We start from the raw sequence: 20032 nt of genomic DNA, 5'->3' as shown, positions 1-20032 counted from the left end.
GCAACAGGCATGGCGCGCAGGCGCCCGCCGCAGGAAAGCTAGAGGTCTGCCAGCACGCGGATGTGCGCTTCCACGCTGCGTGCCAGGGCATCGAGGTTGTAGCCGCCTTCGAGCATCGAGACGATACGGCCCCTGGCATGGCGCTTCGCAACATCGTGTACGCGGCCGGTGATCCAGGCGAAGTCGTTTTCGTTGAGGCCGAGCTGGCCCAGGTCGTCCTCGCGGTGGGCGTCGAAGCCGGCGCTGATGAAGACCATCTGCGGCTTGAACTCCTCGAGCCGCGGCATCCAGACGGCCTCGATCATCTCGCGCACGTCCATGCCGCGCGTGTACGCCGGGATCGGCATGTTCAGCATGTTGGACGCCGGGTGCTCGGTGCCGCTGTACGGATAGAACGGATGCTGGAAGAAGCCGACCATCAGCACGCGCGGGTCGTTCGACAGGATGTTCTCGGTGCCGTTGCCGTGATGCACGTCGAAGTCGACGATGGCCACGCGCTCGAAGCCGTGCACCTCGATCGCGTGCCGCGCGGCAATGGCCACGTTGTTGAAGAAGCAGAAGCCCATCGCCTGCTCGCGGCATGCGTGGTGGCCCGGCGGGCGCACCGAGCAGAAGGCGTTCTCGATCTCGCCCGCCACGACCGCGTCGGTCGCGGCAATCGCGGCACCGGCGGCGCGGCGCGCGGCCAGGAGCGTGAAGCGGGTGAGCACGGTGTCGGGGTCGACCTGCGCATGGTCCGGGCCGCCGGCGGGTTCATCGGCCACCAGCCGCTGGTGCAGCGACTCGAGGTGCTCCACATGCGCCTCGCTGTGCGCCCGCGTGATCTGCGGCAAGGTGGCCAGTGGCACCTCGCGGTGTTCGAGCGCGTCACCCACGCCGGTCAGCAGCAGGCGGTCTTCGATGGCATCCAGTCGCCCGGGGCACTCGGGATGCCCCTCGCCCATGTCGTGCTTCCAGAAGTCGCGATGTGTGAAGTAGCCTGTCTTGCCCATGTGTCTCTGTCGCCACGCCTAGACCTCATGCGGCATGGGGCCGGCAGGTCTTACGGTATCGTTTGCATATGGATACAAATATGGACGTTGCTGCAAAGCTAGCCACTTTGTTAAGTCAGCTTAACACGGTGATCGTGGGCAAAGAGGCTCAGGTACGGGACTGCGTGGCCTGCCTGCTGGCGGGCGGCCACCTGCTGATCGAGGACGTGCCGGGCGTCGGCAAGACCACCCTGGCGCACGCGCTCTCGCACACCTTCGGGCTTCAGTTCTCGCGCGTCCAGTTCACCGCCGACCTGATGCCGGGCGACCTGTCGGGCGTGGCGATCTACGACCGCGGCCAGCAGGCCTTCGTGTTTCACCCCGGGCCGATCTTCGCGCAGGTGCTGCTGGCCGACGAGATCAACCGCGCAAGCCCCAAGACCCAGAGCGCCCTGCTCGAAGCGATGGAGGAAAAGCAGGTCACCGTCGAGGGCGAGACCCGCCCGCTGCCCAACCCGTTCTTCGTGATCGCCACCCAGAACCCGCAGGACCAGCTCGGCACCTTCGCGCTGCCTGAATCGCAGCTCGACCGCTTCCTGATGCGCATTTCGCTCGGCTACCCCGACCGCGCCGCCGAGCGCCAGCTGCTGGCAGGCGCCGACCGCCGCGAGATGCTGAGCACCTTGCCCGCCCTGCTCACGGCGGGCGAACTGACCGCGCTGCAGCAACGCGTGCAGCAGGTGCATGCGGCCGACGCGCTGCTCAACTACGTGCAGGACCTGATCGCCGCCACTCGCTCGGGCCGGTGGTTCCTGCAGGGCCTGTCGCCGCGCGCCGGCATCGCGGTGCTGCGCGCGGCCAAGGCGCAGGCGTTGCTGGCCAATCGCAGCTATGTGGCGCCCGACGACGTGCAGGCCGTGCTGCCGCAGACGATCGCCCACCGCCTCACGCCCGTGTGCGACGCCGGGCGCGGCGCGGTCGAGCAGGTGCGCGCCATGATCGCCGCGGTGCCGCTGCCGTGAACCCTGTCGGCGCCCTGCGCTCGCGCATCGACGGCTGGTTCCTGTCGCGCCGCGCGCCGTCGGACACGCTCGAGCTCACCCAGCGCAATGTCTACATCCTGCCCACGAAGGCCGGGTGGCTGCTGGGCGCGACGCTGCTGGTGCTGCTGATCGCCTCGATCAACTACCAGCTCAACCTGGGCTACCTGCTGACGTTCCTGCTGGCGGGCAGCGTGGCCGTCGGGATGCACGTGTGCCACGGCACGCTGCGGGGGCTGGCGATGCACATGGTGGCGCCCGAGGCGCAGTACGCGGGTGCGGCGGCGGTGTTCCGCGTGGTGCTGCACAACACGCGGCGCAGCGTCCGCTACGGCATCGGCATGGCCGTGCGCGGCAGCGGGCAATGGGCCTGGACCGACGTGCCGGCCGAAGGCACGTCCACCGTGGAGATCGCTTTCCAGCCCGAGCGGCGCGGGCTGCATCCGGTGCCGCCGCTGACGGCGGAGACGCGCTTTCCGCTGGGCACCTTCCGCGTCTGGACGGTCTGGCGGCCGGCCGCGCAGATGCTGGTCTATCCGACGCCCGAGGCGCATCCGCCCGCGCTGCCGCCCGGCGAGCCGCTGTCGGGGCCGGCGGCACTGTCGGCCGCGATGCGGGCGCACAACGCCGGCGAATACGACGGCGTGCGCGCCTACCGTCGCGGCGATCCGCTCAAGCTCGTGGTCTGGAAGAAGGCCGCCCAGGCGCAGGCCGCCGGCTCGGAAGACCTGGTGAGCCGCGACACCCAGCAGACCCAGCGCGAGGAACTCTGGCTCGATGCCCAGGCCGCCGGCCTCGCCGACACCGAAGCGCGCATCTCGCGGCTGTGCGCCTGGGTGCTGATGGCCGACCGGCTGGGCGTGGACTACGGGGTGCGCATGCCCGGCCGCACGCTCAAGCCTTCGCAGGGCGAAGCCCACCGGCGCGCGTGCCTCGAGGCCCTGGCGCTGTGCTGAAGACCATCGGAACGAACGAGACCGCCGCATGAACCGGTTGATACGCGAACTCGCAGCGCTGCCACGGGATGCGCGGGACACGCTGTTCCTGCTGTGCGTCATCGGCGTGATCCTGCTGCCGCAGGTGGAGAACCTTCCTTGGTGGTGCACGGCCATCGCGGCCATGGTGCTGCTGTGGCGCGCCTCGCTGGCAGTGCAGGCTCGGCCGCTGCCCAGCCGGTGGTGGCGCATCGGGCTGCTGCTCATGACGCTCGGCGCCACCTACGCCACGCACCGAACGCTGCTGGGCCGCGACGCGGGCGTCACGCTGGTCGTGTGCCTACTCGCGCTCAAGACGCTGGAGCTGCGCGCCAGGCGAGACGCCTTCGTCATCTTCTTCCTGGGCTTCTTCGCGATGCTCACGAACTTCTTCTACTCGCAGTCGCTGCTGACCGCCTTCACCATGTTGCTGGCGCTGCTGGGCCTGCTCACGGCGCTGGTCAACGCGCACATGCCCGTGGGCCGTCCGCCGCTGATGAAGGCGGCGCGCACCGCCGGCTGGATGGCACTGGCGGGCGCACCGATCATGCTGGCCCTGTTCCTGCTGTTCCCGCGCTTCGCGCCGCTGTGGGGCACGCCGAGCGACGCGATGGCCGGCCGCACCGGACTGTCGAACACCATGCGCGTGGGCACCATCGCCGAACTGGCGCTCGACGACGGCATCGCCGCGCGCATCAAGTTCGAGAACGACCGTGCACCGCCGCAGAGCCAGCTGTACTTTCGCGGGCCGGTGCTCGCACAGTTCGACGGCCGCGAGTGGACGGCGCTGCCGGGCTGGGCACGCGGCGGGCAGTGGTCACCCAACCTGCGCGTGAGCGGGGAGCCGGTGCGCTACGAGGTCACGCTCGAGGCCAGCAACCGCCCGTGGCTGCTGACGCTCGACGTGGCACAGAAGCCGCCCGAGGTGCCGGGCTTCGAGGTAACGGGAACGCCCGACCTGCAATGGTTCGCGAACCGTCCCATCAACGACCTGGTGCGCTACCGCGCCGAGAGCTACCCCCAGTTCCTGAGCGGCCCGATCAAGCGCACCGGCGGCCAGCTGCAGGCCTACCTGGCGTTGCCGCCGGGCTCCAATCCGCGCACTGCAGCGCTCGCCGCCGAGATGCGCGCCGACCCCGCACTCGCCCATCTGGATCCGAAGGCCGACACGCAGGCGTTCGTGCAGGCGGCACTGCGCCGCCTGCGCACCGGCGGCTACACCTACACGCTGGAGCCGGGCCTCTACGGCGACGACACCGCCGACGAGTTCTGGTTCGACCGCAAGCAGGGTTTCTGCGAGCACATCGCCTCGGCCTTCGTGGTGCTCATGCGCAACCTGGGCATTCCGTCGCGCATCGTGACGGGCTACCAGGGCGGCGAGTTCAACAACATCGACAGGTACTGGGTGGTGCGCCAGAGCGATGCGCATGCCTGGGCCGAGGTCTGGCAGGAAGGCACCGGCTGGACGCGCGTCGATCCGACGGGATCGGTGTCGCCGGGGCGCATCGGGCAGTTCCAGCGCCTCGCGCCGCAGCCCGGGCTGTTCGCGGGCGCCATCGGCGCCATGAGCCCCACGCTCGCGCAGAACATCCGTGCCGCGTGGGAGGCCGTGAACAACGGCTGGAACCAGTGGGTGCTCAACTACACGCAGAGCCGCCAGCTCAACCTGCTCAAGAACATCGGCTTCGAGGCGCCGAGCCTCGAGGACCTGGCCTACGTGCTGCTCTACCTGCTGGTGGGCGCGAGCCTGGCGGGCGCGGCCTGGACCCTGTGGGAACGCAGCCGCCACGACCCCTGGCTGCGCCTGCTCGGCCAGGCCCGCGCACGTCTTGCGAAGGCCGGCCTGCAGTTGCCCGAGACCGCACCGCCGCGCCAGATGGCGCAGGCCGCCGATGCCCGCTTCGGAGCGTCGGCACAGGGCGTGCGCGACTGGCTGCTGAAGCTCGAGGCACAACGCTACGCGCCGGCCACGCCGGCATCGCTGTCCGCGTTGCGCTCGGAGTTCCGCCGCCTCGCCTGGCCCAGCACGAACGCGCGCGGCTGAAACCACATGTGTCCCTGAAGAGGCGCCGCGCACACGGCCGTCACAATCAACCCATGCGATCCATCCTTCTCACGCCGTCCCGCGCCGCTGCAGCAGCCGCACTCATCGCCGTCTGCTGCGCCTGGTCCACGGCGGCTGTAGCCCAGAAGTCTTCTGGCGGCCGCGGTGCGGCGGTGAACCCGGTGCGCGGCAGCACGCCCTACGCGACGCGCGAAGACGCGATGCAGTTCGCCGACGAGGTCGCCGAGCGCCGCGGCCTCGACCGCGACTGGGTGCGCGCCACCATCGGCAGCGCGCGCTTCCTGCCGAACGTGCCTCGGCTCATGCTGCCCGGCCCCGTCGGCACGGTGAAGAACTGGCAGACCTACCGCAGCCGCTTCATCGACCCGGTGCGCATCGCGGCCGGCGTGCGCTTCTGGCGCGCCAATGCCGACCTGCTCGCGCGCGCCGAACAGGTGTACGGCGTGCCGCCGGAGATCATCGTCGGCATCATCGGCGTGGAGACCATCTACGGCCGCAACATGGGCAACTTCCGCGTGATCGATGCGCTGGCCACGCTGTCCTTCGACTTCCCCGACGGCCATCCGCGCGCGGCCGAGCGCCGGGCCTTCTTCCGCGGCGAGCTCGAGAGCTTCCTGAGCACCGAGAGCCGAACCGCCGACGATCCGCTCACGCCACTGGGCAGCTACGCGGGCGCCATGGGCATGCCGCAGTTCATGCCCAGCAGCATGGCCAAGTACGCGGTCGATTTCGACGGCGACGGCCGCATCGACCTCGTCAACAATCCGGCCGACGTGATCGGCTCGGTCGCCAACTACTTCAAGTCCTTCGGCTGGCGGCCGGGAGTGCCGGCCATCTACCCGGTGCACTTCGACGAGGCCCGGCTTCAGAAGGACGTGCTGATGGCACCCGACATCCTGCCGACCTTCAGCGCCGACAGCTTCGTCGCAGCGGGCGCCGTGCCCGAGGGCGACGGCATCCATCACAAGGGGCTGTTCGCGCTGATCGAGCTGCAGAACGGCGCCGACGCCCCGCCCACCTACGTGGCGGGCACCCGCAACTTCTATGTGATCACGCGCTACAACTGGAGCAGCTACTACGCCATGTCCGTGCTCGACCTCGGGCAGGAGGTCAAGGCCGCGATGGAGCAGTAGCGCCATGACGCCCGAAGCACTGCGCGCGAACTGGAACTCGGCCTGGCGCGCGCTGGGCGCCGCCGCACCCGATGCGCTGTGCGACGAGTTGCAGCGCCGTTATGCCGAGCCGCAGCGCCGCTACCACACGATGCAGCACCTCGGTGAATGCCTGGCATGGTTCGAGCGCGAGCAGGCGCTGGCAGAACACCCCGGCGAAGTGGCGCTCGCCCTGTGGTTCCATGATGCGGTCTACGACGTGCGTGCGCACGACAACGAGGCGCGCAGCGCCGATTGGGCAAGGCAGGCTCTGCGGGCAGCCGGTGCAAGCGAATCAGCTGCCGAACGCGTGCATGCGCTGGTGATGGCGACGCGCCACGACGCCGTGCCCGAAGGCCGCGATGCCGAACTGCTGATCGACATCGACCTGTCGATCCTCGGCGCGGAACGTGAGCGCTTCGACGAGTACGAACGGCAGGTCGGCACCGAGTACGGCTTCGTGCCCGACGAAGTTCGCCTTCCGCGACGCCGCGCCATCCTGCAGCGCTTTCTGGACCGTGAGGCGATCTACGCGACTCCGCGCATGCATGCCCAGCTGGAGGCCCGCGCGCGCCTCAACCTGCAGCGTTCGATCGCAGGCTGAACGGGGCCTTCTTTCAGGCTGGCGTGAGCCGCCACCACTCGGTGCGCGGCGGCTCGCCGTTGTGCTCCTCCTCGACCAAGCCGAGGAGCAGACCTGCCGGTGCCGCGCCGAGGGCCGCGATCGCCGGCAGGCGCTGCGGATCCCGGCACAGCATGAAGCTCGCATCGCCCTGCCAGTCGAGACAGCGGCCGACCTCGGCCAGCATTAGCGCCGGCTGGCTCTGCATGAAGGTGAAAGGCATCGGCAGGCCCGCGTCGAGCTGCGCCAGACCCGCATGGGTCGCGCCCCAGGCGCCGCGACGGCTCGCCACGCGGACGCGCGCGCCAGCCGGCAAGGCGGACTCGCCCGCCGCCTCGATGCAGCAGCGTGCACCGTACATCGCCAGTTCGGTCCAGACGCCGACGCGGCGCGGACGGCGTCCGATGCGGCGGGCGAGGTCGTCGCGCCAGTCTTCGGGCAGCGGCTGCGCGACGAAGTGCGCGAGCGTGCGCCAGCCGTGGATGACCGGCACGTTCACGCTTCGCAGTCCTTCAGCACCAGCGACGCATGTCCGCCGCCGAAGCCGACCACGTTGAGCAGCACATGCTTCAACGCCCGCGGTGGCTGTGTGCACAGCGAGATGCCCAGCGATTCGTCGATCGGATAGCCGACCTGGGGCCACACGCCGCCTTCGACGCAGCCGACCAGCAAGGCCAGTTCGGCGGCACCGGCCGCGCCCAGCGTGTGGCCGATTGCAGACTTGAGCGAGACCAGCGGCGGCAATGGCGCGAACACCTGACGCAGCGCCTCGACCTCGATGGCGTCGTTGACCGGGCTGCCCGCGGCCTGCACCTTGACCAGATCGATGTCGCCCGGCCGCAGCCCGCTGCGCGACAGCGCCTCATGGCACATCGCCCGCACCGCGCCGGCCTCGGTACCCGAAGGGTTGCGCCCGTCGACCACGTTCGAGCCGCCCATGAGCTGCCAGCGCGCCGGCTTCGAACCCAGGCGCAGCGCCGCCACCGCCTCGCCGAGCACCAGTCCTTTGCGGCCGGCACCGAAAGGCCGGGCGCTTTCCGGCGCCAGCAGTTGCATGGCGCCGAAGCCCGCCACGGTGAAGCGGTTGTCGGGCTCGATGCCGATCACGAGAGCCTGCGGCTCGCCGGCACGGACCATGTCGGCGGCCGCCAGCAAGGCATTGAGCGCCGAGGTGCAGGCGGTCGACACGGTGAACACCGGTCCTTGCCAGTCGATCGCGCCGGCCACCGCGTCGGCGAAGTCCTGCAGGCCGCCGCCGAGGCGCTGGTCCTGCGGCGCGCGTTCCATGAAGCCGATGTCCAGCGACGACGAGGCGACGAACAGCGGCGCGGTGCGCGGCCCCCAGTCGCCGGTCTGCGCCACGACTTTGCGCACGCCGGCGCGCAGCCGCTGCATCCAGTCGCCGTCCTGCGCTGCCAGCTTGTAGACCGGCCACCGCACGCCGTCGGCCACCTCGACCGGCATCGGCGATACGCCGCCGCGCCCGAGCGCTGCCAGCGCCGAAGGCATGTCGTCGCCCAGCGCGCAGGCCAGGCCGATGCCGGCCAGAAAGACGCCGGGCACTTCGCTCATGCCTTGCCAGCCGCCGCCAGATGCGCCGCGAGGTGCGCGATCGACGTCAGCGCGCGGCGCGTTTCCTTGCTGTCGGGCATGCGCACGCCGAAGCGCTGCTGGATCGTCATCGACACCTGCAAGGCGTCGAGCGAATCGAGGTCGAGACGCGCATCGGGGCCGAACAGGGGTTCGTCGTCGCCGAGGCCGCCCGGGGGCGCTTCCTTCTCGACGGATTCGAGCACCATGGCCTTGAGGCTGGCAAGGAATTCAGGGGTCACGGTGCTCACGGTGTGCGTTTGCGAAACAGGAAGACGGCCAGGAAGAACATCAGCGCCGCGAACACGACCAGCCGGCCGATCTGCGGCAGCGCATCGGCGACGCCGCCGCCGCGCAGCAGCACGGTCAGCAACGCCTCGAGCCCCCAGTTCATCGGCGAGACCTCGACCAGCCGCTGCATGAAGCCCGGCATGACGAACTTGGGGACCATGATGCCGCCGGCCGCGGCCATCAGCACGTTGACCATCGGCCCGATGGTGGCGGCCTGCGCATGGCTGCGCACCAGGCAGGCCAGCGCGAGCGACAGGCTCACCGCCGCCAGGCTCACGGCCGCGAGCGACAGCAGCAGCGCGCCCCAATGAATGCCCGCGAGCGACAGCGCATCGCCGCCGATCAACGGCATGAACCAGATGCCGGCAGCCAGCATCAGCACCGCCTGCAAGGCATTCACGCCAAGGTACGGCAGTGCTTTCGACGCCAGCAGCATCGTGCGCGACACACCCAGCGCCTGCAGCCGGCCCAGCGCGCCCGAACTGCGCTCCTGCACGAACAGGCTCGACAGCGAGGCCACCACGAAGAACATGCCGAACACCAGCCACGCCGGCACGTTCTGCTGCACCGAGGTCGGCCGCGGGCCCGCGGTAGAGAAGCGCTCGGCGCGCACCATCGCCTGGATCGACGCGTCCGGCGCAGGACCGGCCGTGCCCGGCACCGCGAGCGCGAGCCGCGCCTTGAGTTCGCCCGACGCACCGACCAGTTCGGCGCGCAGCGCGTTGAACAGATTGGCGTCGATGCCCGGCTCGGTCAGCAGCTGGATGCGCGCCTGCGTCGACAGCGCAGCGGATTCGAGCTCGTCCGACAGGCCCGGCTCCATCACGATCACGTACTTGAGCGACCCGTTGCGAAGCCGCGCCTGCCAGTCGCTGCCCAGCGGCTGCGGCGCGCCGTGGTTGCGCTGCCAAAGCTGCTGCAGCCACCTGGCCGGCGTGGCGGTGTCGCGCATGTCGATGGCGTAGGTGAGCTCGGCCAGCGGCGGGCGGTAGATGTCCTTCAGCGTGAGCGACATCAGCACGATGAAGACCATGGGCATGAGAAACAGCGCAGCCAGACCATGCATGTCGCGCACCAGCGCGAGCAGTTCCTTCCTGATGAGAGCGAGGAGCATGGGCTTCAGTCGCGCAGCGAGCGGTGGGTGAGCGCCATGAAGAGCTGCTCGAGGTCGTGACGGCCGAACTCCGCGTGCCGCACCACGATGCCTTCGGCCTCGAGTGCCGCGAGCACCGGCCCCGGGCCCGTGCCGGCGTTCAGGTGGACGCGCCAGTGCACGCCGCCCTGCTCCACCGTGCCGAAGCGCGAGAGCATGGCCGCGTCGAGCCCGTCGGCCGCCAGCGTGAGCAGCATCGCGTTCTTCGACAGCAGGTCTTCGAGCGAGCCTTCCCGCAGCACATGGCCGCGGTCGAGGATGACCACGCGATCGGCGATGGCCTCGATTTCTTCCATGTAGTGCGAGGCGTAGATCACTGCCGCGCCCTGCTGCGCCAGGCTCTTGATGGCATCGAGGATGAAGGCGCGCGACTGCGGGTCGACGCCCACGGTGGGCTCGTCGAACAGCATCAGCTCGGGTTCGGGCAGCAGCGCGATGGCGAGGTTCAGGCGACGCTTGAGGCCGCCCGAGAGCCGCTCGGCGCGCACGCCCGCGAACTGCTCGAGCTGCGCGAACCGGGTGCAGTCGTCGATGCGCTGCTTCCTGCGCGCACCGGCAAGCCCCCCCGCCGCGGCGAACACGGCAAGGTTCTCGGCGACGGTGAGCATCGGATAGAACGCATGCTCCTGCGGCGCCACCGCAATGCGGGCAGGTGCCCTGGCGCGCACCTCGTCCAACGGCTGCCCGTCGATGCGGATCTCGCCCGACTGCACGGCGAGCGCACCCGACAGGTGCGAGATCAGCGTGGTCTTGCCTGCGCCGTTCGGTCCGAGCAGGCCCAGCATGCAGCCGCGCGGCACCGCCAGCGACACGTCGGCCAGCGCGGCCGCTTCGGCGTGCGGGTAGCGGTAGCCGAGCTGGCGAAGCTCGAGCATCAGGCGACGACGGCCTTGAGGTCGCGGAAGAAGTTTTCTTCCTGCTGCGCCTGCTCGCGCAGCCGGACGGCGAGCGCCGCCGGGTCGACCGCCTCGCGCCCCTTCACCATGCGCGCCGCCTTGAGCGCGAAGGCGCGCCAGCCGTCGCCGATGGCGATGAGCCGTTCAGACATCTCCTGCAGCTGCGGCTTGTCGAGCAGTTGCGCCGCCTCCTGCAGGAAGCCCGCGTAGATGAAGCGGAAGCCCGCCCCGCCCGTGCCGATCTCCTCCTGCATGCGCACCACATGGCCGATGAAATCGACGCTGCGCGGATCGGCGGGCGAGAGCTTCTGCATGCGGCGGGCCAGCGTGCGCATGCCGCGCACGCCGACGATGGGAATGGGCGCGAGCATGGTGCGCACGGTCTTGCGGATGGCCCTGGTGACCGAGGCCGCATCGACCGCCTTGCGCTCGATGGCCTGCGGGTAGTACATGAGGCCCTTCGGCGCCAGCACGCCCTTGGCGAATCGCGCGCGCGCCAGGTCGCCGCTCGCGCAGCGCACGGGCTCCTCGAACACCGGGTCGCTGATGAGGTAGTCGTCGCCGTCCTTGCCGTACACCAGCAGGTTGTGCGCGTTGAAGTGGAAGCGCATGTTGGGCGGAAAGTACGGCAGCCAGTACACCGAGGTCTGCAGGCCCACCAGCTGGCCGTCGGCCAGCAGCGCGTCGAGCCGCTGCTGCCCGGCCTCGGGGCTGCGGAAGGTCTCGAAGCGGAAGCGTGCGGCCATCGGCGCCAGCAGGCCCTTGATGATCGCCTTGGGCGGCATGCGGTACGAGATGAGCGGCAGGCCCGACAGCTTGATGAACGGAAGGTACGCGAACGAAATGGCCGACGACAGGCCCAGCGCCATGCTCTCGCTCATCGGCGCGCCGTGATGGCGCATGAGGCTGGAGATGACGCCGCTTTCGCAGTGGGCCGCCTGTTGGTGCTGGAAGTTCACGGCAAGCCCTGCAAGGTGGAAACGGACAGCCCCAGCGCCTCGCCGTAGCGCGCGAGCTGGGCCGGCGACAGCGCGGCGAAATGGCGCGGCTGCAGGTGGCGCCGCACGCGCCATTGCCAGAAGCCGCTGGTCTGCGAAAGCAGGGCTACGTCCATGCGGCGCTCGTACATCCAGTATTCGAGCGGAGCGGCAAGCCCCGCCCTCACGCGCGCCTTCGCGGCCTGCGCTTGTTCGACGAGCACGTCGACCGCATGGCTGGTGACGATTTCCTCCGCTTCCCAGCCACGCGATGTGGTCGTCACGACGCGGCCCTGCGCGTCGCGGGCGTACATCAGCTTGGAATGGCCGTCGAGGGTGGCATTGCCCTCCTGCGGGACTGCATCCAGATCCATCTCACTCCCTCGAATTCGTCATAAGAGGCCTTGGTCCGGGAACACCGCGGAACCGGCTCTGCGGGGCCGCTGACGTTGCCCCCGGCGAAGGGGTTGGCGGCCACGCGAAGTGGGCGAGCCCGGGGGAGTGACTCATGCCACCGCCTCCATGTAGATGAAGCCGCTAGAGAAGCGGCCGCTTTCGGGCACGAACATCAGCAGCTTGTGGCCGGGCCTGATGCGGCCCGAGCGGAACAGCTCGTCGAGCATGATGTACGGCGATGCGGAGCCCGTGTTGCCCTTGCTCGCGAGGTTGCTGAACCAGCGTTCGCGCGGAATCGGCAGGCCAATCGATTCGAGGCACTCGGCCACCGGCTCGACGAAGTAGTGCGACGACAGGTGCGGCAGGAACCAGTCGATATCCGCCGGCTTCAGCCCGCGCCGCTCGACGATCGCCGCCAGCGGCTCGCCCAGCGTGGCGCGCACGATGTTCTCGTTGAGCAGGCGAACGTCCTGCTTCACCGCGAAGGTCGATTCGCGCTGCCACTCCGCGGGCGACTTGCGGCCCCAGCCGTCGAGCCCGCCTTCGGCGTTCTTCTCGGCACCGGCGTACATGCACACGGGCAGCTCGTGCGCTGCGGACGACAGGTCGATCCACTCGACGCGCAGCGACAGCGGCCCGCGCGGCTCGCGCTCCAGCAGCACGGCGCCGGCGCCGTCGGACAGCATCCAGCGCAGGAAGTCCTTCTCGAAGGCCAGCTCGGGGCGGGCTTCGAGCGCCTCGAGCTTGTGCTCGAGCTCGGCCTCGAAGCGCGAGCCGCGCATCACGGCCGAGGCCAGTTCGGAGCCTGTGGCCACGGCGCGCCGCGCATCGCCCGCGCGGACCGACAGCCACGCATGCTTGAGCGCCGTGGTGCCGGCCAGGCAGATGCCTGCGCAGGCCACCACTTCGAGCCGCGGCCAGCCGAGCTCGCCGTGCACCATGACCGCATGATTGGGCATGAGCTGGTCGGGCAGCGAGGTGCCGGTGACGAGGCAGTCGACCGGGCCCACGTCGTCGCCCAGCGCGCGGATGGCCGATGCCGTGAGCTGCGCATTGCTCATGGCCAGTTCGCCGGTGGCACGGTCGATGGCGTAGTGGCGCGACTGGATGCCGTTGCTGCGCAGGATCAGCCGCCGCGCGCGGGACGCCTTGCCGCCGATGCGACCGAGGACGTCTTCGATGTCTTCATTGCTGACCGGGGAAAAGGGCAGGAAGGCGGCAGTGCGGGTCAGGAAGACATCAGTCGTCATAGAGAGGGGTGCGATCCGTGGCGGAGCCCGACGGGCACTCGAATTGGGCCGTCATTTTAGTCAGCCACCCTCTGAACAGCGGTCGCAGGAGCGCCTGCAGCGTCAGGCTCACCGGCACCACCGTGACGATCAGCGCGATCAGGAAGAGCACGTACAGCAGCAGCAGCGGCTTGCGCTGCCATGCGCCCGGCCCGCCCGCTGCCATGATGAGCTTGCCCCACAGATAGAAGCTGCGCGTGCCGGCCTTCTCGCTGACCAGCAGTTTCGCGTCGGCCCGCACGGCACCCAGCCCGGCCAGCAGCGGCTGCGTGCCGCGCTCGAGGCCCCGGTGCAGGGCGTCGCGCAGGGCACGCCCGAAACGGGCGGTACCGGCGATCTGGCCGGTACTCAGGCCGGCGTCGGGCATGCCCCAAAAGCCGCGCTTGCGGCCCCAGATCAGCCAGGCCGGCGTGGTGAAGAAGGTGGCAAGCGTCGGACCGGGGTCTGTCAGCACCACGTTGTCGATGAGCCGCGCGCCCACGTCGTCGAGCATGCCCTTGAGCTTCTCGTGCGCGAGCAGCCACATGTTGCGGCACGCAATGACCGTCACCACCGGCTTGCCGCGGAGCAGCCGCGCCGCCACCGGGTGTTTCAGGAACGCGGCCACCGGCTGCGACGGCGCGAGGAACCACACCTGGTACGGCAGGATGACGAGGTCGAAGTCTTCCTCGCCGGTGAGCGACAGCGGCGCCAGCGGCTGCGGCTTCATGTGGGCCGATTCAGGGAAGGCGTCGAAGAAGGCCAGGAACGGCCAGGGGAAAGGGTAGGGCTTCAGCGGCCGCAGTACTTCTTCGTGCACCTGTATGGAGGGATCGGCGCGCAGCGGCGCGGCGATCTGTTCGGCGACCTCGTCGAGCTGGCCGGACTGCGAGTAGCGCACGAGCAGCACGCGCTTGACGCTGGGGGAAGTGGCAACCGGGGCGACGGGGTCGGAGGGGCTGGGGAAACTGGAAGTCACTGGCGTCGGCGTTTCAGGGCCGTCGAATGTAAGCGAAGCCTGTGCCGAGCGCATCTGCCATTGGTCATGACGTCGCGGCAATCAGACGATCGAAGGTTGCGATTGCCAAAAAGAAACGAAAAAGGGGCCGCGCCCCGCGGCGCGGCCCCTTCGGTCGTCGTTCGACCCGGCTGCGATCCGGTCCGCTCAGCGCACCTTGCCTTCCTTCCAGGCGGTCAGCAGCTTGTTGTAGTCGATGGTCTCGCCCTTCGGCTTCTCGTTGGCCAGCTTCTTCCAGGGCGCGTGGTCGTCGCTCAGGTACTTGGCCGGATCGCCCTTCGGATTGAGCTTGGGCGCGCACTTGGCCATGCCCGCACGCTCCAGGCGGGCCATCACGTTGTCCATCTCGTCGGCCAGGTTGTCCATGGCCTTCTGCGGCGTCTTCTCGCCCGTGACGGCCTCGGCCACGTTCTTCCACCAGAGCTGCGCGAGCTTGGGGTAGTCGGGCACGTTGGTGCCGGTCGGCGTCCAGGCCACGCGCGCGGGGCTGCGGTAGAACTCGATCAGGCCGCCGTACTTGTTGGCGTTCTGCGTGAAGAATTCGGAGCGGATGTCGCTGTCGCGGATGAAGGTCAGGCCGGTGATCGACTTCTTCAGCGACGTGGTCTTGGCGGTGATGAACTGCGCGTAGAGCCAGGCGGCGGCCGTCCTGTTGGCATCATGTCCCTTGAAGAAGGTCCACGAGCCCACGTCCTGGTAGCCGTTCTGCATGCCCTGCTTCCAGTACGGGCCGTTCGGGCCGGGCGCCATGCGCCACTTCGGCGAGCCGTCGTCGTTGACCACCGGCAGGCCCTTCTTGGTCATGTCGGCGGTGAAGGCCGTGTACCAGAAGATCTGCTGCGCGATCTGGCCTTGCGCGGGCACCGGGCCGGATTCGCCGAAGGTCATGCCCATGGCTTCCTTGGGCGCGTACTTCTTCATCCAGTCGATGTACTTGGTGAGCGCGTACACGGCCGCCGGCGAGTTGGTGGCGCCGCCGCGCGCCACCGAAGCGCCGGTCGGCGTGCACTTGTCGGCCGCCACGCGGATGCCCCATTCGTCGATCGGCATGCCGTTCGGGATGCCCTTGTCGGCGGCGCCGGCCATCGACAGCCAGGCGTCGGTGAAGCGCCAGCCCAGCGACGGGTCCTTCTTGCCGTAGTCCATGTGGCCGTAAATCGGCTTGCCGTCGATGGTCTTCACGTCGGTGCTGAAGAACTCGGCGATGTCCTCGTAGGCGCTCCAGTTCAGCGGCACGCCGAGGTCGTAGCCGTACTTGGCCTTGAACTTGTCCTGCAGGTCCTTGCGCGCGAACAGGTCGGCGCGGAACCAGTACAGGTTGGCGAACTGCTGGTCGGGCAGCTGGTAGAGCTGCCCGTCGGGCGCGGTGGTGAAGCTGGTGCCGATGAAGTCCTTCAGGTCGAGGCCGGGGTTGGTGAACTCCTTGCCCGCGCCACCCATGTACTCGGTCAGCGACATGATCTTGCCGTAGCGGTAGTGCGTGCCGATCAGGTCGGAGTCGGACACCCAGCCGTCGTAGATCGACTTGCCCGACTGCATCGAGGTCTGCAGCTTCTCGACCACGTCGCCTTCCTGGATCAGGTCGTGCTTCACCTTGATGCCGGTGATTTCCTCGAAGGCCTTGGCCAGCGTCTTCGATTCGTACTCGTGCGTGGTCAGCGTCTCGGAGACGACGGATACCTCCTTCACACCCTTGGCCTGAAGCTTCTTGGCGGCTTCGATGAACCATTTCATCTCTTCCATCTGCTTGTCCTTGGACAAGGTCGATGGCTGGAATTCGCTGTCGATCCATTTCTTGGCTTCGGCTTCTCCGGCCGATGCTGCCCCGTGCGCGGCGAACATCGCCGCCGCCAGTGCCAATGCCGTGTAGCGCATCTTCATGATGAATGTCTCCTCGGTTGGTGCTTCCCCGGTCTTTCGTATCGCGGCTCCGGGGAAGCGGAGAGCCGGACGCATCTGCAAAACCGGAAAAGAAGGTGGCCTTACCCCTTGCGCATGACCAGCGCGAGCAGCCCCATGGACAGCACGAAGCTGATCCAGATCGAGGGCTCGGCCTCCAGGCCCATCCATTCCTGGAACTTGCCTGCCAGGCCGATGAAGATGAGGTTGACGTAGGCTGCCGCGAGCAGCCCGATGAACAGCCGGTCGCCGCGCGTGGTGGCCATCGGCAGCCAGCCGCGGCGCATGGTGGTGGGCGACCTGAATTCCCACACCGTCATGCCGACCAGCATGAGTGCAATGCAGATGAAGAACACGGCCACCGGGGTGGTCCAGACCATCCAGTCGAACATCTTGATTCCTTGTCAGTTGTGCACGACGCCTGGCGCCGCCGGACGGGCGCGCGCCCTGCGGCCCGCGCCAGCGAGGCCCGTTCGTGCGTACCCGCGGAACCGGCTTTGCCGGGCCGCAGGGTGCGACCCCTTCAGGGGGTGCCCGAGCCACACGACGTGGGCGAGGCTGGGGGTGGTCATACCCTGCCCATCGCGAACCCCTTCGCGATGTAGTGCCGCACGAACCAGATCACGATGGCGCCCGGCACGATGGTGAGCACGCCCGCTGCGGCCAGCGTGGCCCAGTCCATGCCCGACGCGCTCACGGTGCGCGTCATGGTCGCCACGATCGGCTTGGCGTTCACGCTGGTGAGCGTGCGCGCCAGCAGCAGCTCGACCCAGCTGAACATGAAGCAGAAGAACGCCGCCACGCCCACGCCGGCCTTGATGAGCGGCAGGAAGATGGTGACGAAGAAGCGCGGGAACGAATAGCCGTCGATGTACGCCGTCTCGTCGATCTCGCGTGGAATGCCGCTCATGAAGCCTTCCAGGATCCACACCGCCAGCGGCACGTTGAACAGCAGGTGCGCCAGCGCCACGCCCAGGTGCGTGTCCATCAGCCCCACCGTGCTGTACAGCTGGAAGAACGGCAGCAGGAACACAGCGGGCGGCGTCATGCGGTTCGTGAGCAGCCAGAAGAACACGTGCTTGTCGCCCAGGAACGAGTAGCGCGAGAACGCATAGGCCGCCGGCAGCGCCACGGTGAGCGAGATGACCGTGTTGATCGCCACGTAGATCAGGCTGTTGATGTAGCCCGAGTACCACGACTCGTCGGTGAAGATGCGCGCGTAGTTGGCCCAGGTGAGCTGCTGCGGGAAGAACGAGAAGCTCGACAGGATCTCCTCGTTCGTCTTGAAGCTCATGTTGATCATCCAGTAGATGGGCAACAGGGCGAACAGGATGTACAGCACCAGGAAGATGCTGCGCTTGTGGAATCTCTTCTCAGACATGCTGGCCCCCTTTGCGCTGTGCGCCTTCCCCCCGAGGGGGAGCATCCGCCTCGAGGCGGCTCGGCGACGGGTTCATTTCTCCACCTCCGCTTCCTGCGTCCCCACGCGCTGCATCCAGTTGTAGAGCACGAAGCAGAACAGCAGGATGATGAGGAAATAGATCAGCGAGAACGCCGCCGCCGGCCCCAGGTCGAACTGGCCCACGGCCTTCTGCGTGAGGTACTGGCTCAGGAAGGTGGTGGCGTTGCCCGGTCCGCCGCCCGTGAGCACGAAGGGCTCCGTGTAGATCATGAAGCTGTCCATGAAGCGCAGCAGCACCGCGATCATGAGCACGCCGCGCATCTTCGGCAGCTGGATGTAGCGGAACACCGCGAACTTGCTGGCGCCGTCGATGCGCGCGGCCTGGTAGTAGGCATCGGGAATCGAGCGCAGCCCGGCGTAGCACAGCAGGGCCACCAGGGGCGTCCAGTGCCACACGTCCATCACCAGCACCGTGAGCCAGGCATCGGCGGCGCTGCCGGTGTAGTTGTAGTCGATGCCCAGCTTCTGCAGCGCGTGGCCCAGCAGGCCGATGTCGGCGCGGCCGTAGATCTGCCAGATCGTGCCCACCACGTTCCATGGGATGAGCAGCGACAGCGCCACCACCACCAGCACTGCCGAAGACTTCCAGCCCTTGGCGGGCATCGACAGCGCGAGGCCGATGCCCAGCGGGATCTCCACCAGCAGCACCGACAGCGAGAAGCCCAGCTGGCGCCACAGCGCCTGGTGCAATTCGTCGTCGCGCATCACCGCCGCGAACCATTCGGTGCCCACGAACACGCGGCGCTCGGGCGAGATGATGTCCTGCACCGAGTAGTTCACGACCGTCATGAGCGGCACGATCGCCGAGAAGGCCACGCAGACGAGCACCGGCAGCACGAGCCACCACGCCTTCTGGTTGATGGGTTTGTTGGTGGCGTTCATCGGTTTTGCCCCCTCTCCCTCTGGGAGAGGGCTGGGGTGACGGATGACGGCGTTGGAAAGGCCGCCGACGATGGCAAGGCCGAAGCCCTCACCCTGACCCTGACCCTCTCCCCGCAAGGGGAGAGGGGACAAGATCGGCGAATGGTTGATCGATGTGTCATGCCACCAGCTCCTCATCCTTGTAGTAGCAGGTGTGCGCGTCCAGCACGCGCACCCACACGGTCTCGCCCAGCGCCGGCGACGGGTCGTCCGGATGCAGCCGCGCCTTCAGCACGCTGCCGCCGGCCTCCACAGCCAGCATGATGTGCGTTCCCACGTCCTGGACCTGCCTGACCACGGCCGGCACCGCACCGGCCGCGCCGGCCTTCGACAGCCGCAGGTACTCGGGGCGGATGCCGATCTTCAGCGGACCGTTCGGCAGCTCGCGCGTGGACACCAGCGGCGTGCCGGCCACTTCGAGGGTGCCGTCGGCGCTCTGCGCTGCCAGGAAGTTCATGCCCGGCGAGCCGATGAAATGGCCCACGAAGGTGTGGGCCGGCCGCTCGAACAGCGCCTCGGCGCTGCCCACCTGCACCGCCTTGCCGCGCGTCATGACCACCACCTCCTCGGCGAAGGTGAGCGCCTCGACCTGGTCGTGCGTCACGTAGATCAGCGTGAGCTTCAGCTCGCGATGGATCTGCTTGAGCTTGCGGCGCAGCTGCCACTTCAGGTGCGGATCGATCACGGTGAGCGGCTCGTCGAACAGCACCGCCGACACGTCGCTGCGCACCAGGCCGCGCCCGAGCGAGATCTTCTGCTTGGCGTCGGCCGCGAGGCCGGCGGCGCGCTGGTTGAGTTGCCCGCTCATGTCGAGCATCTCGGCGATCTCGCCCACGCGCTTCCTGATCTGCGCCTCGGGCACCTTGCGGTTGCGCAGCGGAAACGCCAGGTTCTCGGCCACCGTCATGGTGTCGTAGATCACCGGGAACTGGAACACCTGCGCAATGTTGCGCTCCTGCGGCGTGGCACGCGTCATGTCGCGGCCGTCGAACTTCACCGTGCCCTGCGAGGGCACCAGCAGGCCCGAGATGACGTTCAGCATGGTCGTCTTGCCGCAGCCCGAGGGACCGAGCAAGGCGTAGGCGCCGCCGTCGCGAAAGCTCATCTGCAGCGGCAGCAGCGCATAGTCGCTGTCCTGCGTCGGATGGGGGCGGTAGGCGTGTGCGAGGTCGAGATCGATGCGTGCCATGTCAGTCCCCCGTCACGCTTCCGCGCGATGCATGAAACAGTCGAGATCCTGTCGCGGAACACCACGGAGCCGGCTTTGCCGGGCCGCCGGTGTTGCCCCCTGGAAGGGGGTTGGCGAAGCGACACGAAGTGCGCGAAGACTGGGGGTCA

20 protein-coding genes are annotated in these 20032 nt (G+C 68.5%); 5 read left to right on the top strand and 15 right to left on the bottom strand.

The features are described 5' to 3' along the window. Positions 1 to 38: 38 nt before the first annotated feature. On the bottom strand, positions 39 to 992 hold the full coding sequence (locus AACL56_RS31835) for a histone deacetylase family protein (protein ID WP_339094306.1): 954 nt from the start codon (positions 990 to 992) through the stop codon (positions 39 to 41). Positions 993 to 1072: 80 nt separating this feature from the next. Between AACL56_RS31835 and AACL56_RS31830 the strand changes: the two genes are divergently transcribed. Genes AACL56_RS31830 through AACL56_RS31810 form a run of 5 tightly spaced genes read left to right on the top strand, consistent with a single transcriptional unit; the run spans position 1073 to position 6805 of the window. Then, entirely contained in the window at positions 1073 to 1993 is a 921-nt protein-coding gene (locus tag AACL56_RS31830; protein WP_339094305.1) for an AAA family ATPase, read from the top strand. Further along, entirely contained in the window at positions 1990 to 2967 is a 978-nt protein-coding gene (locus tag AACL56_RS31825) for a DUF58 domain-containing protein (RefSeq protein ID WP_339094303.1), read from the top strand. Before AACL56_RS31830 ends, AACL56_RS31825 begins: the two co-directional genes overlap by 4 nt. A 28-nt stretch (positions 2968 to 2995) precedes the next feature. Continuing rightward, positions 2996 to 5029: a DUF3488 and transglutaminase-like domain-containing protein gene (locus tag AACL56_RS31820; RefSeq protein ID WP_339094301.1), complete on the top strand. Its 2034-nt coding sequence runs from the start codon at positions 2996 to 2998 to the stop codon at positions 5027 to 5029. A gap of 53 nt (positions 5030 to 5082) precedes the next feature. Next, on the top strand, positions 5083 to 6183 hold the full coding sequence (gene mltB / locus AACL56_RS31815; protein ID WP_339094299.1) for a lytic murein transglycosylase B: 1101 nt from the start codon (positions 5083 to 5085) through the stop codon (positions 6181 to 6183). A 4-nt stretch (positions 6184 to 6187) separates the two neighbouring features. Next, positions 6188 to 6805 (top strand): HD domain-containing protein, encoded by a 618-nt coding sequence (locus tag AACL56_RS31810; protein WP_339094297.1) that lies wholly within the window; start codon positions 6188 to 6190, stop codon positions 6803 to 6805. A 13-nt stretch (positions 6806 to 6818) separates the two neighbouring features. On the opposite strand, the gene AACL56_RS31805 is transcribed toward AACL56_RS31810, so the two are convergent. The 14 genes from AACL56_RS31805 to AACL56_RS31740 all read right to left on the bottom strand — a co-directional run bounded on the left by AACL56_RS31805 (position 6819) and on the right by AACL56_RS31740 (position 19883). Continuing rightward, the gene (locus AACL56_RS31805; RefSeq protein WP_339094295.1) at positions 6819 to 7322 is read right to left on the bottom strand and encodes a hypothetical protein; all 504 of its coding nucleotides are present in this window, start codon (positions 7320 to 7322) and stop codon (positions 6819 to 6821) included. Next, complete coding sequence (locus tag AACL56_RS31800; protein WP_339094293.1) at positions 7319 to 8395, bottom strand: beta-ketoacyl synthase N-terminal-like domain-containing protein; 1077 nt, start codon at positions 8393 to 8395, stop codon at positions 7319 to 7321. Before AACL56_RS31800 ends, AACL56_RS31805 begins: the two co-directional genes overlap by 4 nt. Further along, complete coding sequence (locus AACL56_RS31795) at positions 8392 to 8622, bottom strand: acyl carrier protein (protein ID WP_339095308.1); 231 nt, start codon at positions 8620 to 8622, stop codon at positions 8392 to 8394. Before AACL56_RS31795 ends, AACL56_RS31800 begins: the two co-directional genes overlap by 4 nt. A 38-nt stretch (positions 8623 to 8660) precedes the next feature. Continuing rightward, complete coding sequence (locus AACL56_RS31790) at positions 8661 to 9818, bottom strand: ABC transporter permease (protein ID WP_339094291.1); 1158 nt, start codon at positions 9816 to 9818, stop codon at positions 8661 to 8663. 5 nt (positions 9819 to 9823) lie between these two features. Next, positions 9824 to 10732 (bottom strand): ABC transporter ATP-binding protein, encoded by a 909-nt coding sequence (locus AACL56_RS31785; RefSeq protein ID WP_339094289.1) that lies wholly within the window; start codon positions 10730 to 10732, stop codon positions 9824 to 9826. After that, positions 10732 to 11712, bottom strand: a complete 981-nt coding sequence (locus AACL56_RS31780) for a BtrH N-terminal domain-containing protein (protein ID WP_339094288.1) — start codon at positions 11710 to 11712, stop codon at positions 10732 to 10734. Before AACL56_RS31780 ends, AACL56_RS31785 begins: the two co-directional genes overlap by 1 nt. Next, the gene (locus tag AACL56_RS31775) at positions 11709 to 12104 is read right to left on the bottom strand and encodes a hypothetical protein (protein ID WP_339094286.1); all 396 of its coding nucleotides are present in this window, start codon (positions 12102 to 12104) and stop codon (positions 11709 to 11711) included. Before AACL56_RS31775 ends, AACL56_RS31780 begins: the two co-directional genes overlap by 4 nt. A 132-nt stretch (positions 12105 to 12236) precedes the next feature. Then, positions 12237 to 13376 (bottom strand): beta-ketoacyl-ACP synthase III, encoded by a 1140-nt coding sequence (locus AACL56_RS31770; RefSeq protein ID WP_339094284.1) that lies wholly within the window; start codon positions 13374 to 13376, stop codon positions 12237 to 12239. Then, positions 13366 to 14373, bottom strand: a complete 1008-nt coding sequence (locus tag AACL56_RS31765; RefSeq protein WP_339094282.1) for a dialkylrecorsinol condensing enzyme — start codon at positions 14371 to 14373, stop codon at positions 13366 to 13368. The genes AACL56_RS31770 and AACL56_RS31765 overlap by 11 nt, the downstream gene beginning before the upstream one ends. A 186-nt stretch (positions 14374 to 14559) precedes the next feature. After that, complete coding sequence (locus AACL56_RS31760; protein ID WP_339094280.1) at positions 14560 to 16293, bottom strand: ABC transporter substrate-binding protein; 1734 nt, start codon at positions 16291 to 16293, stop codon at positions 14560 to 14562. 101 nt (positions 16294 to 16394) lie between these two features. After that, a complete protein-coding gene (locus tag AACL56_RS31755; RefSeq protein ID WP_339094278.1) occupies positions 16395 to 16703 on the bottom strand; it encodes a DUF2160 domain-containing protein in 309 nt (102 codons plus the stop codon). 176 nt (positions 16704 to 16879) lie between these two features. Next, entirely contained in the window at positions 16880 to 17692 is an 813-nt protein-coding gene (locus AACL56_RS31750; protein WP_339094276.1) for a carbohydrate ABC transporter permease, read from the bottom strand. A 72-nt stretch (positions 17693 to 17764) separates the two neighbouring features. Further along, positions 17765 to 18655 carry a carbohydrate ABC transporter permease gene (locus AACL56_RS31745; protein ID WP_184641258.1) on the bottom strand — a complete coding sequence of 297 codons (891 nt, stop codon included), beginning with the start codon at positions 18653 to 18655 and terminating at the stop codon, positions 17765 to 17767. 157 nt (positions 18656 to 18812) lie between these two features. Further along, a complete protein-coding gene (locus AACL56_RS31740) occupies positions 18813 to 19883 on the bottom strand; it encodes an ABC transporter ATP-binding protein (protein WP_339094272.1) in 1071 nt (356 codons plus the stop codon). Positions 19884 to 20032: the final 149 nt, after the last annotated feature.

The sequence above is a fragment of the Variovorax paradoxus genome, from assembly GCF_902712855.1.
GTDB classification, from domain to species: domain Bacteria; phylum Pseudomonadota; class Gammaproteobacteria; order Burkholderiales; family Burkholderiaceae_C; genus Variovorax; species Variovorax paradoxus_Q.
The sequence above is the reverse complement of the archived record's forward strand: the minus strand, read 5'-3'. Positions and strand labels throughout refer to the sequence as shown.

Bases quoted from the DNA above. Each gene is read 5' to 3' on its own strand.
- AACL56_RS31835 (WP_339094306.1), bottom strand. From the start codon at position 992: ATGGGCAAGACAGGCTACTTCACACATCGCGACTTCTGGAAGCACGAC.
- AACL56_RS31800 (WP_339094293.1), bottom strand. From the start codon at position 8,395: ATGAGCGAAGTGCCCGGCGTCTTTCTGGCCGGCATCGGCCTGGCCTGC.
- AACL56_RS31740 (WP_339094272.1), bottom strand. From the start codon at position 19,883: ATGGCACGCATCGATCTCGACCTCGCACACGCCTACCGCCCCCATCCG.
- AACL56_RS31745 (WP_184641258.1), bottom strand. From the start codon at position 18,655: ATGAACGCCACCAACAAACCCATCAACCAGAAGGCGTGGTGGCTCGTG.
- AACL56_RS31830 (WP_339094305.1), top strand. From the start codon at position 1,073: ATGGACGTTGCTGCAAAGCTAGCCACTTTGTTAAGTCAGCTTAACACG.
- AACL56_RS31785 (WP_339094289.1), bottom strand. From the start codon at position 10,732: ATGCTCGAGCTTCGCCAGCTCGGCTACCGCTACCCGCACGCCGAAGCG.
- AACL56_RS31770 (WP_339094284.1), bottom strand. From the start codon at position 13,376: ATGACGACTGATGTCTTCCTGACCCGCACTGCCGCCTTCCTGCCCTTT.
- AACL56_RS31755 (WP_339094278.1), bottom strand. From the start codon at position 16,703: ATGTTCGACTGGATGGTCTGGACCACCCCGGTGGCCGTGTTCTTCATC.
- AACL56_RS31820 (WP_339094301.1), top strand. From the start codon at position 2,996: ATGAACCGGTTGATACGCGAACTCGCAGCGCTGCCACGGGATGCGCGG.
- AACL56_RS31810 (WP_339094297.1), top strand. From the start codon at position 6,188: ATGACGCCCGAAGCACTGCGCGCGAACTGGAACTCGGCCTGGCGCGCG.
- AACL56_RS31750 (WP_339094276.1), bottom strand. From the start codon at position 17,692: ATGTCTGAGAAGAGATTCCACAAGCGCAGCATCTTCCTGGTGCTGTAC.
- AACL56_RS31795 (WP_339095308.1), bottom strand. From the start codon at position 8,622: ATGGTGCTCGAATCCGTCGAGAAGGAAGCGCCCCCGGGCGGCCTCGGC.
- AACL56_RS31775 (WP_339094286.1), bottom strand. From the start codon at position 12,104: ATGGATCTGGATGCAGTCCCGCAGGAGGGCAATGCCACCCTCGACGGC.
- AACL56_RS31790 (WP_339094291.1), bottom strand. From the start codon at position 9,818: ATGCTCCTCGCTCTCATCAGGAAGGAACTGCTCGCGCTGGTGCGCGAC.
- mltB (WP_339094299.1), top strand. From the start codon at position 5,083: ATGCGATCCATCCTTCTCACGCCGTCCCGCGCCGCTGCAGCAGCCGCA.
- AACL56_RS31760 (WP_339094280.1), bottom strand. From the start codon at position 16,293: ATGAAGATGCGCTACACGGCATTGGCACTGGCGGCGGCGATGTTCGCC.